This is a genomic window from Rhodococcus sp. NPDC003348, from assembly GCF_053589375.1.
Window position 1 is genome coordinate 1 of record NZ_JBSFRT010000075.1, and the last position, 13817, is coordinate 13817.

Genomic DNA, 13817 nt, shown 5'->3' on the forward strand with positions numbered 1-13817 from the left:
CCGACGACATCGTCAGCGCCGACACCACGCTCGATCAACTCACCGGCCAGCTCCGACGACCGCCGATCCAACTCCGAGTAAGTGACCGACTCGCCACCACACACCACCGCCGGCGCATCCGGCACCGCACCAACCCGAGCAGCGAACCGCCCGAGCAGCGACACCTCCGGCGCGGGCACACGAGCACCACGCGACCAATCGAGGACCCGCCCCCGCTCACCCTCGCTCAGCAGGTCGATGTCACCGACCGGGGTTCCCGGTGCCGTGACAACCGCATCGAGGACCTGCACGAACCGGGCCGCGAGGGTCTCGACCGTCTCGGGGTCGAACAGGTCCGTGGCGTAGGTGATCGCCGCGGGCAGAGTGCCGTCGGCGCTCGCGTCCTCGGAGACGGTCACCGACAGGTCGAACTTGGCGACGGTCATCTCGGATTCGAGTGGCGTGAGGGTCAATCCGGGAAGTTCAACCGGCGCGGACCCGAAGTTCTCGAACGAGAGCATCACCTGGAACAGCGGGGTGAACGCCGTCGACCGGGTCGGAGCGAGAACCTCGACGAGCCGCTCGAACGGCAGGTCGGCGTGCCCGAGCGCGGCCAGGTCGGAGTCGCGGACGTCGGCGAGTGTCTCCTCGAAGGTCGCCCCGGCGTCCACCTGCGTCCGCAGCACAAGGGTGTTCACGAACATGCCGATCAGGTCGTCGAGCGCCCGCTCGCCGCGACCGGCGACCGGGGTTCCGACGGCGATGTCACCCGAGCCGCCGAGACGGCTCAGCAGGACCGCGAGGGCCGTGTGCACGACCATGAAGGCGGTCACGCCGCGTGCGGCGGCGAACTCGCGCATCCGCGCCGCGAGGTCGGCGTCGATCGGGAACTCGACGCGGCCGCCGCGGCCCGACCAGACCGCCGGCCTCGGTCGGTCGGTCGGCAGCTGGTGCACGTCGGGCAGCCCGGCGAGGGCTCCGCGCCAGAACTCGATCTCCTGCGCGGCCCGGGACTGCGGATCGTCCTCGGCACCGAGCAGGTCCCGCTGCCACAGCGTGTAGTCGGCGTACTGCACCGCGAGTGGCGACCACATCGGTTCGGCGCCGTGCCGGTGGGACTCGTAGGCGATGACGACGTCGCGGGCCAGCGGTCCGACGGAGAAACCGTCTGCGGCGATGTGGTGCACCGCCATCAGCAGGACGTGTTCACCGTCCTCTACGCGCAGCAGCCGGCCCCGGATGGGGACACCTGCGGTGACGTCGAATCCGGTTCCGATAACGGCGAGTGCCTCGGCTGCGACCGCGTCGCCGGACGCGGGCACCGGGGTCAGGTCGAGTTCGACCTGTTCGGCGGGCAGCACCACCTGATGCGGCCCGTCCGCCGAGTCGGGGTAGACCGTCCGCAGCGTCTCGTGACGCCGGACCACCTCGCGCACCGCGGCCTGCAACGCGTCGACGTCCAGGTCGCCGGTCAGGCGCAGTGCCAGCGGAATGTTGTAGGCAGCCGAGGCGGTGTCGAAGCGGTTCAGGAACCACATCCGCGACTGCGCCGTCGACAGCGGGATCCGCTCCGGTCGCGGCCCCGCCACGAGCGCGGGCCGGCCCTCGCCGGGAACCTGTGCGGCGAGCGCCGCCGCGAGCGCGTGCACGACGGGTGCGTCGAACAGCAACCGCACACCCACGGACGTTCCCCGCGCCTCGCCCAGTCGGGCGACGACCCGCGTCGCGGACAGCGAGTTGCCGCCCAGCGTGAAGAAGTCGTCGTCGGCACCGACGCGTTCGACGCCGAGCACCTCGGCGTACACCGCGGCGACCAGACGTTCCGCCTCCGTCGTCGGTTCGCGGTATTCCGCGGTGAGGGAGGAGAACTCGGGGGCCGGGAGGCTGCGCCGGTCCACCTTGCCCGCGGGCGTGGTCGGAATCTCGGCGAGCACCACCAGCGCCGCGGGCACCAGGTTGCGGGGCAGGTGCTGGGCCGCGACGACCAGCACCTCCGCGGTGTCGATCACGGCCCCGTCGACCGGGACGACGTAGCCGACGAGCTGGTCGCCCGCGGTCGGGTGGCGGTGCACGGACGCCACCGCGTCCGCCACCGACCCGTGTTGCGTCAGAGCGGATTCGACTTCGCCGAGTTCGACGCGCAGGCCCCTGATCTTGACCTGGGCGTCGGCGCGGCCGACGTAGTCGAGGCGGCCCTGCTCGTCACGCCGCACGAGGTCACCGGAGCGGTACATCCGCGAACCGGCGTCGCCGTGCGGGTTGGCCACGAAGCGTTCCGCGGTGAACCCGGTGCGGCGGTGGTAGCCGCGGGCGAGGCCGGGCCCCGCCAGGTACAGCTCACCCACGACGCCAAGCGGAACCGGCCGGAGGCGGGCGTCGAGCACCATCGCCTGCACACCCTGGATGGGCACGCCGATGGTGATCTCGTCCCGGCTCGTCAGGGGCTCGGTGAGGGTGACCACGATGGTGGTCTCGGTCGGCCCGTACCCGTTGAGGAACGTGCGACCGGGTGCGAACTGGTCGACGAGGTGCGGCGGGCAGACGTCGCCGCCGACGCCGACGAACTCCAGGTCCGGCAGCACCGCCGGGTCGACGGTGCCGAGGGCGGCAGGTGCCGCCATCACGTGGGTGACCTTCTCGCGGCACAGCAGCTCGGTCAGCTCGTCGCCGCCGATCACCGTGGGCGGCGCCACCACCATGGTCGCGCCCGTACTGAACGAGAGGATCTGCTCGAAGAGCGAGGCGTCGAAGCTCGACGACGACAACCGCAGGACTCGGGACGCCGCGGTCGCCCCGAACTCCGGGCGGGCGTCCACTCCGAACATCGCCAGGCCGGTGTGCGAGACGACCACGCCCTTCGGCAGGCCGGTCGATCCGGAGGTGTAGATGATGTACGCGGCGTGATCCGGCAGCAGCGGAGTGCGCCGGTCGGCGTCGGTCACCGGCTCCGGGGACATCGCGGCGCACGCGGAGTCGAGCTCGGTGTCGTCCAGCGCCAGCCACTGCACCTCGGCGGGCAGTTCCTCGCGATGGGCGAGGTCCGTGAGGCCCAGCGCGACACCGGAATCGGACAGCATGTGCGCGATCCGATCCGCCGGGTAGGTCGGGTCGACGGGCACGAAGATCGCACCCGACTTCGCAACCGCCCACAGCGCGATGATCGCGCCCACCGACCGCGGCAGCGACACCGCGACCGCATGTTCGGGCGCGGCGCCGCGGTCGATCAGCAGGCGTGCCAACCGGTTCGAGCGCTCGTCCAGTTCGCGGTAGGTCAGCTCGCCGCCGTCGAACACCACGGCGACTCCGTCCGCGGACGTCCGGAGGCCGGCGGTCAGCAGGTCCGGCAGCAGCGCCTGTGGCAGCGCCGGAATCGCCTCCGGGGCCACGAGCTCGCGCTCGGCGTCGTCGAGGAGGTCGATGTCGCCGACCACCACGGCCGGGTCCGCGACGACGGACTCGAGCACCCGCAGGAACCGTTCGCCGAACACCGTCACCGACGACCGGTCGAACAGGTCCGTCGCATAGGTCCACGACACCGTCGCACCGCTCCGGCCGGTCCGCTCGTAGACCGTCACCTGCAGGTCGTTCTTCGCCGGGACGATCTCGAGGTCGACGACCTCGATGTGCAGGCCGGGCAGGTCGAGACTGCTGACGTCCTGGTGCTCGGTGGACAGGCTGACCTGCGTGATCGGCGCGTACGCCTGCGACCGGGCCGGCCGCAGCACGTCGATCAGCCGCTCGAACGGAAGATCCGCGTTGCCGAAGGCCGCGAGGTCCGTCTCCCGGACCGCGGCCAACAGGTCCGTGAAACTCGCCCCCGAATCCACCTCGGTGCGCAGCGCGAGGGTGTTGACGAACATCCCGGCGAGATCACCGAGATCCCGCTCGACACGTCCCGCGATCGGGGTACCGAGCACGATGTCGGTGCTCGCGCTCAGCCGCGCCAGCAGCACCGCCAGCGCGGCGTGCAGCACCATGAACCGGGTCGTGCCGCGGTCGCGGGCGAGGTCGTCGATCCGGCCCAGCAGTTCCTCCGGGCAGTCGACCTCGACGACGTCACCGCGCAGGGACGCGACGTCCGGGCGTGGCCGGTCCAGGGGCAGTTCGAGCAGTTCCGGCGCCCCGCGCAACTGTTCGCGCCAGTACTCGGCCTGCTGCGACGCCCGGCTCTCCGGATCGTCGTCGGCACCGAGCACCGTGTGCTGCCAGAGGCTGAAGTCGGCGTACTGCACGGGTAGCGGCGACCAGCCGGGCGCTGCGCCTGCGGTGCGGGCCGTGTAGGACGTCACCAGATCCCGGGCGAGCGGCGGCACCGAGGCACCGTCGGCGGCGATGTGGTGCACCACGAGCACAAGCACGTGGTCGTCGCCGCACCGGAAGATGCTGCCACGCAACGGAACCGACGTGGTCACGTCGAATCCGCGGGAGAGCTCGGCGAAGATCGCGGCGCGCAGCGCCTGCTCGTCCTCGACGACGACCGGATCCGGCAGCACCACGCCCTCGAAGACATGCCCCGTCGCTGCGCTCGCCCCGGACGCGGGCAGGATCAGCTGGTACGGACCGGACTCGGTGTCCGGGTACACGGTGCGCAACACCTCGTGCCGCTCCACCAGGTCGGAGACCGCGGCCTGCAGCGCGGCGACGTCGAGGTCGCCCGACAGCCGCAACACCAGCGGGATGTTGTAGGCCACCGACTCGGGGTCGTAGCGGTTGAGGATCCACATCCGGGCCTGCGCGGGCGAGAGCGGAATGTGTTCCGGCCGTGGGCCCGCCACCAGGGCGGGCCGGTCCGAGGACCCCGCCGACTCGACCACCTGGGCCAGGGCCGCGACGGTCGGCGCGTCGAACACCTCCCGCACCGCGACCGCCGTCGCGAAGGCGGCGTTGACGTGCGCGACGACGCGAGTGGCGGTCAGCGAGTTGCCGCCGATGTCGAAGAAGTTGTCGTCGGCGCCAACCCGCTCGGCACCGAGCACCTCCGCGTAGATGTCGGCGATCATCGTTTCCGTCACCGTGCGCGGCGCGACGTACTCGCGCGGGGCGTACACCGGTTCCGGCAGCGCGGCGCGGTCCACCTTGCCCGCGGGCGTGGTGGGGATGGAGTCGAGGATCATCGCCGTCGTGGGGACCAGCGCCCGCGGCAGGTGCTCCGCGGCGGTGGCGAGCACCTCGGCGACGTCGACGGTGGCGCCGGCCACGGGGACGACGTAGCCGACGATCTGGTCGCCGCGCACACCGTCGCGGTGCACGGACGCGGCGGCGGTGGCGACGTCGTCGTGGCGGGCCAAGGCCGCCTCGATCTCACCGAGCTCGACACGCAGGCCGCGGACCTTGACCTGCGCGTCGGCGCGACCGAGGTAGTCGTAGTTGCCGGCCGGGTCCCGGCGCACGAGGTCGCCGGTGCGGTACATGCGGTCGCCCGGAGTGCCGAAGGGGTTGGCCACGAAGCGATCCGAGGTCTGTCCCGGGCGGCCGCGGTAGCCGCGCGCCAGTCCGGGGCCTGCGATGTACAGCTCACCGGTCACCCCGAGCGGCACCGGCCGCAGCCGGGTGTCGAGGACCATCGCCTCGGCGCCCTGGATCGGGGCACCGATGGTGATGTCGGCGGGGGTGGCGAGGTGACCGGTGAAGGTGACCACGATGGTGGTCTCGGTCGGACCGTAGGCGTTGAGGAAGCGGCGACCGGGTGCGAACTTCTCCACCAGGTCCGGCGGGCACGCCTCGCCGCCGACCGCGACCAGCTCGACGTTCGGCCAGCGCGCCGGGTCCACGGTGCCGAGAGCGGCCGGGGCGCTGAGCACGTGGGTGACGGACCGGTCCGCGACGAACGCGGCCAGTTCCTCACCGGCGATGACCTCCGGCGGGGCGATCACCAGGGTTGCGCCTGCACTGAAGGTCAGCAGCTGTTCGAACACGGAGGCGTCGAAGCTGGACGAGGCCAGCCGCAGGATCCGCGAGTCCGGTCCCGCGAGCATGTCGGCGCGGGCGGACGCGGTGAACGCCGACAGGCCGGTGTGCGTGACGACGACGCCCTTCGGCAAACCGGTCGAGCCGGAGGTGTAGATCATGTACGCGACGTGCTCGGGGCACAGCGGCGTGGTGCGCTCGTCGTCGGTGACGGGAGCGGCGGGCAGCGCGGCGATCGCGGCGGCGACGTCGTCGCCGTCGATCGCGAGCCACTCGACCCCGCCCGGCAGCCGGTCGAGGTTCGCGCGGTCGGTGAGACCGAACACCACCCCCGAGTCGGTGATCATGTGCTCGATCCGCTCGACCGGGTAGCCCGGGTCGACGGGCACGAACGCGGCCCCGGACCGGGTCACCGCCCACATCGCGACGACCGAGTCCACGGTGCGCGGGAACGACAGCGCCACCGTCGACTCGGGACCGACGCCTCGTCCGATCAGCATGCGCGCCAGCCGGTTCGAGCGCTCGTCGAGTTCTGTGTAGGTGAGCCGTCCGCCCTCGAACTCCACCGCGACCGAACCCGCGCCGGCGGTGGCGCCGGCGGCGAGGAGGTCGGCGATCGTGGCGGCGGGCAGGGCCGGACCGCCGGAGTGCACCGCGACCGCGTCCCGCTCGCCGGCCGCGAACAGGTCGACGTCACCGACCACGGCGGACGGGTCCGCGAGCACGGCGTCGAGCAGTCGGGTGAACCGGTCTGCGATCGCCTCCACCGACTCGTCGTCGAACAGGTCGCGGGCATAGGACCAGGTGAGCCGGGCACCGGACTCGGAGTCGGGGGCGAACGCGACAGCGAGGTCGAACTTCGCGACCTCGAAGTCCATCGGTTCCAGCGAGACGGTCAGATCCGGCAGCTCGATTCCCGGTGCGGGACCGTCCTCGACTGCGAGCATCACCTGGAACAGGGGATGGTGGGCCGTGGATCGTGCACCGGGCACGGTGTCGACGATGCGCTCGAACGGCACGTCGGCGTTCGCGAAGGCGTCGAGATCCGCCTGCCGGGCCGCATCCAGCACCTGACGGAAGGACATGCCTGCCTCGACCTGCGTGCGGAGCACGAGGGTGTTGACGAACATGCCGACGACGTCGTCGAGTGCCGCGGCACCGCGGCCACCGACCGGGGTGCCGATGGCGATGTCGGTGCTCGCGCTCAGCCGGGCCAGCAACACCGCGAGAGCGGAGTGCAGCACCATGAACGGCGTCGACCGGGTCTCCCGCGCGAGCTCGCGCAGCGCGGCGAGGGTGGTCTCGCCGACCTCGGCGTGCACCGTTCCGCCGCGGTACGACGGCATCGGCGGATGGGGGCGGTCCGTCGGCAGCTCCAGCCGCTCCGGGATGCCTGCCAGCGCCCGGGTCCAGTAGGTGATCTGCTGGGCTGCAACCGAATCGGCGTCCTGTTCGGCGCCGAGGGTGGCCAGCTTCCACAGCACGTAGTCGGCGTACTGCACGGCGAGCGGAGTCCAGTCCGGCGCGACACCGCCACGCCGGGCGGTGTAGGCCACCATCAGGTCGCGGGCGAGCGGCTGCATGGACCAGCCGTCGGCCGCGATGTGGTGCACGACGAGGACGAGGACGTACTCGTCGGGGGCGACCCGCAGCACAGCCGCCCGCAGCGGCACGTCGGAGGTGACGTCGAAGCCCTCGGCGACGAGCCGGGCGACCGCACCGTACAGGTCGGCGGGGTCGACGTCGACGGGTGCGAGATCGGGACCCGCGTAGTCGATCGGGAGGATCAACTGCTGCGGGCCGTCCGCGGAGTCCGGGTACACGGTACGCAGCACCTCGTGCCGCGCGATCAGGTCGGCCATCGCGGCGTGCAGCGCGTCGACGTCGAGGGTGCCGGACAGCCGCAGCGCGGCCGCGATGTTGTAGGCGCCGGAAGTCGTGTCGATGCGGTTGAGCAGCCACATCCGGGACTGCGCGGGTGAGAGCGGCAGCCGGTCCGGCCGGGGACCGGCCACCGGGATCGCCGGCGCCGAGCCGGTCGAGGCCGACACCGCCGCGGCCAGTGCCCGCACGGTCGGCGCCTCGAACAGCTCGCGCACGCCGATGCCGGCGTCCAGCTCGGCGTTGATTCGCGCCACCGCGCGGGTGGCGGTCAGCGAGTTGCCACCGAGGTCGAAGTAGCTGTCGGTGGCGCCGACCTGCGGCACGTCGAGCAGCTCCGCGAACACCCGGGCGACGGCGGCCTCGGCGGCCGTCGCGGGGGCGACGTACTCGGTGGCGGCGCGCTCGGGCTCGGGCAGCGCCCGGCGGTCCAGCTTGCCGTTGGCACTCAGCGGCATCGCGTCCAGGACCACGAACACCGACGGCACCATGTACGACGGCAGTTCCGCCGCGGCGAACGCCGCGAGGGCGGCCGGGTCCGGTGCCACGTCGCCGGTCGCGGTGACGTAGCCGACGAGGTTCTCGCCGCCGGCGCCACCGCGCACCACGACCGCCGCCTGTGCCACGTCCGGGTGACGCAGCATCGCCGACTCGATCTCCCCCAGCTCGATGCGCAGACCACGCAGCTTGACCTGGAAGTCGGTACGACCCAGGTACTCGAGCTCGCCGACCGTCACATCCCCCGTCGCTGCGCTCGCCCCTGCGTTCCAACGCACCAGGTCACCCGTGCGATACAACCGACCACCGGCACCGAACGGATCCGCAACGAAACGGTCCGCCGTCAGGTCCGGACGGCCCACGTACCCACGAGCCAACTGGACACCGGCGAGATACAACTCACCGGGCACCCCGGCCGGCACCGGACGCAACCGCGCGTCGAGCACGTACACCCGGGTGTTCCACACCGGCGCACCGATCGGCACCGAACCCACATCACCCGCACCCGTCCGATGGAACGTCACGTCCACCGCGGCCTCGGTGGGACCGTACAGGTTGTGCAGCGCCGCAACCGAACTCGCATGCCACCGCTCGACACTGGCGCGAGGCAACGCCTCACCACTGGCGAACACCTGACGCAACGAGGTGCACGCGGCGACGTCGGCGTGCTCGAGGAACACGTCCAGCATCGACGGCACGAAGTGCGCGGTCGTGACCCCGTGGTCGCGAATCAGCGCAGCCAGATGATGCGGGTCCTTGTGCCCCTCCGGCGCCGCCACCACCAACCGAGCCCCGGTCATCAGCGGCCAGAACAGTTCCCACACCGACACGTCGAACGTCGCCGGAGTCTTCTGCAACACCACGTCACGCCCGTCGATCGGATAGGCGTCCTGCATCCACAGCAGCCTGTTGACGATCGCGGCGTGCGAGACGGCGACACCCTTCGGCCGGCCCGTCGAACCCGAGGTGAAGATCACGTACGCGGTGTTGTGCGGGCGCAGCGGTGCGGTGCGGTCCGCGTCGGTGACCGGACTGTCGGCGTAACCGGACACGTCGAGCCGATCGAGCGCCACCACGTCGACGCCCGCGGGCAGCGCGTCCGCGTCCTCCGTGGCGGTCAGCACCAGGACGGGCGCCGCGGTGTCGAGCACGTGCCGGTTCCGCTCGGCCGGGTGGTCCGGATCGAGCGGGACGTAGGCGCCGCCCGCCCGCACGACCGCGTGCAGAGCAATCACCTGCTGCGGGGACCGTCGCATCGCGACACACACCAGCGACTCGGGCCCGACTCCGTTCGAGACCAGATGTCGCGCAAGTCTGTTCACGCGCGCGTCGAACTCCGCGAAGGTGAGCGAGAGCGCGGCGCCGTCGGCGAGTGCGCCCGCACCACCGTCGGTGAGCGCGGTCACCGACGGTGTCCGCGTGGCCTGCCGGTCGAGCAGGTCCGCCAGCGTGACGTCCTCGACGTCGTGGCCGGTGTCGTTCGCCCGCACCAGGATCGCGTCCCGCTCGGCCTCGGAGAGCACGTCGAGGTCCTCGACGGGGGCGCCGGGATCGGTGCTCAGCACCGCCAGGACGCGGGCCAGCCGCGCGGCCAGGAGCTCGACGTCGGCGGCGGAGAACACCTCCGGCGAGTACTTCAGCGTGAGGCGCAGCTCCGGCTCGAGCAGAGTGAGCAGCGCCAGCGGGTAGTGCGTGGCGTCGATGAGATCGATGCCCTGCACCCGCATCCCGGCGATGTCGGTGTTCTCGTCGAGACCAGCGCGATCGATGGGATAGGACTCGAAAACGGTGAGGGTGTCGAACACGGAACCGGCACCGAGGGTGGCCTGCAGCTCACCGAGTCCGACGTGGTGGTGATCGAACAGGCGCACCTGCTCGCCCTGCAGGCGCGAGAGCAGCGCAGCGCCACTTTCGGACGGGTCGAGCCGGACCCGGACCGGCACGGTGTTGATGAACAGGCCGAGCATCTCCTCGACCCCGGCGAGTTCACCCGGACGTCCCGAGACGGTCGCACCGAAGACCACATCATCACGGGAAAGCAATCGTGACAGCATGATTCCCCACGCTGCCTGGATGACGGTGTTGACCGTCACGCCGTGATGGCGGGCCAGATCGGCGATGGAATCGGCGAGCTGCGGCGTGATCGGGGCGTCCACCGCCGCGGGCATCGAGGACAGCGTGCGGCCCGCGTACTCGGGGGCGATGAGGGTCGGCTCGTCCAGGCCCTCCAGCGCGTTCGTCCAGCTCTCGAACGCACCCGCACGGTCCTGCGCCGCGAGCCAGTTCAGGTAGCTGCGGTAGGCCCGGGCGGGGGCCGCGATCGGGGTGTCCATCGCGTACAGCAGCAGCAGATCCTTGACGTGCAGCGGCATCGACCAGCCGTCGAGAAGGATGTGATGGTTCGTGACCATCAGGGTCGCGGTGCCGTCCGGCTTCCGGGCGAGCAGCCAGCGCATCAGCGGCGGCGCGGTCATGTCGAACGGCGTCGTCCGCTCGGTGAGCGCGAGCTCGGCGAGCTCGGCGTCGTCGGCGACCCGCACCTCACGCCACGGCGCGGTCAAGCCCGTCATCACCAGCTGCGCGGGCACACCGTCCGCGTCGTACACGAAGGCCGAACGCAGGTTCTCGTGGCGTTCGAGGAATCGCTGCGCGGCGCGGTGCATCCGGGCGCTGTCGATCGACCCGCCCAGCTGCAGCACCAGCTGTCCGGTGTACACATCCATGGATGCCGAGGTCAGGCCGGCGTGGAAGAGCAAGCCTGCCTGCAGCGGCGAGAGCGACCAGATGTCCTGGACGCCCGGGAACCGGGCCTCCCAGGACTCGATGGTGGACTGGCCGACGGACACGAGCGGGGTGTCGCTGGGGGTGAGACCACCGGCGTCGGGGCGGCGCGCGTGCGTGGCGAGCGCGAGGAGCGCATTGCGCCACAGGCCGGCGAACTCGGCGACCTCGGCCTCGGTGAGCACACCGGACGGGAAATCGAAGGTCGCCGTCAGCTTGCCGCCGGTCTCGGAGCCCGCGGCGGGCTCGACCATGGCGTTGATGTCGATCGCGACGCGCGCGGGCATCCCGGCGCCACTGCCCGCGGTGAGGTCGAGGGCGCCGGACTCGGGCACCCAGGGCAGGTCCTTGCCGACCTCACCAGTGGTCATCCGGCCGAGGTAGTTGAAGCTGATCTGCGGCTGCGGCGCGGCGGCCAGCTCGACGGCAGTATCCGCGCGCAGGTGGCGCAGCAGTCCGTAGCCGGTGCCGTTGCCGGGCAGGGCGCGCAGCTGTTCCTTGACGGCCTTGATCGCCGAACCGGCGGAGGGCCCGCCCGCGAAGGCGTCGTCGAAGTCGATGCCGCTGACGTCGAGGCGCGCGGGATACGAAGTGGTGAACCAACCGACGGTGCGCGAGAGGTCGGCGCCCGGGATGAGTTCCTCGTCGCGGCCGTGACCCTCGAGGGTCAGCAGCACCGAACGCTCGTCGACGCCGTGGCGTTCGCGCCAGGCGGCAACGGCGAGCGCGAGGGCGGCGAGCAGGCCGTCCGCGACGCCACCGCGATAGGAGGCGGGCAGCGTCGTGAGCAGCGCGTCGGTGACGTGGGCCGGCAGCTCGATGCTCACGCGCTGCGAGGTCGCACCCATGTCGAGTACCGGATCGAGCCGGCGGCGGCCGATCGTCGGATCCGGGCCGTCGAGGATCGAGCGCCACTTGTCCAGATCGTCGAGAGTTGTTTCAGCAGATGCAGTTTCGACGAGACCGTGCGTCCATCGCCGGAACGAGGTGCCGATCGGGTCGAGCGTGGGCTCGGCGCCGGAGATGACCTGCGCCCAGGCAGAGGCGAAGTCCGGCAGGAGGATTCGCCACGAGACACCGTCGATCACGAGGTGATGCGCGACGATGAGCAGGCGCCCGGGCGCACCGGCGGAATCGAGCCACACGATCTGGAGCATCACGCCGGCGTCGGCGTCGAGCCGGCCCAGGGCGGCGGCGCAGCTCGCGGTGAGCGCGGCATCGAAATCGTCACTGCCCGGCTGGGCAGAGACCTGCACATGTGTGATGACGTCTTGTGGCGCAACAGAACCCACCGGACGAACGATCAGTTCGCCGGCACCCGAATCGAGCACCGAACGCAGCGCGTCGTGTTGGTCGACGACGGCGGTCACGGTGCGCGCGAGAATCTCGTCATCGAGGCCGTCCGGCGCGGTGACCACCAGCGCCTGGTAGAAGCGATCGATGTTGCCGCCCCCATCGAGCACCTCGGTGGCGTGCGGAGTCAGCGGCATCGAGCCGACTCCTCCGCCGGGCAGCTCGAGAAGGGTCACCTCCTCCGCTTCCTCGGTGGCGACTTCGGCGAGCGCGGCAACTGTCTTGCGCTCGAACACGTCTCGCGGGGTGAACCGAACACCCTCCGCCTTCGCGCGGGCGACCAGCTGAATGGCGATGATGCTGTCACCACCGAGCGCGAAGAACGAGTCGTCGACGCCGACCTGTTCCAGTCCGAGAACTTTGGCGACGGCAGAGGCGATGATCGCCTCGACCGGATTGGACGGCGCCCGGTAGGCGGTCGCGCGAACACCCGGATCGACCAGCGCCTTGCGATCCACCTTGCCCGAGGCGGTCAGCGGAACCTCGGTCAGCTCCACGATGTCCGACGGCACCATGTGGCCGGGCAGGAACTTGCCGGCGAACGCCGTCAGGGCGCCCGCGTCGAAGGTGTGCCCGTTACCGAGGTACACGTAGGACACGAGTACCGTGGAATTGCCGCGCTCATGCGCGACGGTGACCGCGAAGTCGACGGAATCATGGTCGGACAGCACAGTGTCGATCTCGCCGAGCTCGATGCGCAGGCCACGCAGCTTCACCTGGAAGTCGGTGCGGCCGACGTACTCCAGGGCCCCTTCGCGGTTCCAGCGGACCAGGTCACCGGTGCGGTACAGCCGGTCGCCGGGCTCACCGAAGGGATTGGCGACGAACCGCTGGGACGTCAGGTCGAACCTGCCGCCGTAGCCACGGCCGACGCCGACGCCGCCGATGTACAGCTCACCCTCGACACCGATCGGCACCGTATCGAGTCGTCGATCGAGAACGAACAGATCGACATTGGGCAGCGGATGCCCGATCGGCACACCAGCCACATCGGCGGCTGTCGCTGCCTGGCAGGACACCACGTCCGACGCTTCGGTGGGTCCGTAGCTGTTGACCACGCGCACACCGGATTCCATGAGTCCGGCCAACCGTCCGACGTTGATCGGCTCACCGCCGAGGAAGACCACGTCGAGCGCGCCGAGCACGCCGTCGGCGTCGCCGTCGACGACCGCGCCGAAGGCGCTGGGCGACATGTTCGCCACCCGGACACCGCCACCCGCGACGATCGCCAGGATCTCCTCGGGATCGAAACCGTCGGCGGCGAGATGAATCGACCGGCCGCCCGCCAGCGCCGCCCACACGTTCTTCTGGGTCAGGTCGAAGCTCGGCGACGACGCGATCAACAACCCACCCTCGGCGGGCAGCTCACCCTCGTACCACGCCACCGTGTTCTCGATACCCGCCATCGGAACCAGCGT

1 protein-coding gene is annotated in these 13817 nt (G+C 71.1%); it reads right to left on the reverse strand.

The features are described 5' to 3' along the window. Nucleotides 1–13805, reverse strand: a 13805-nt coding sequence (locus ACWDU4_RS27730; RefSeq protein ID WP_450117174.1) for an amino acid adenylation domain-containing protein, incomplete at its 3' end; no start/stop codon positions are given. Between the last annotated feature and the right edge of the window lie 12 nt (nt 13806–13817).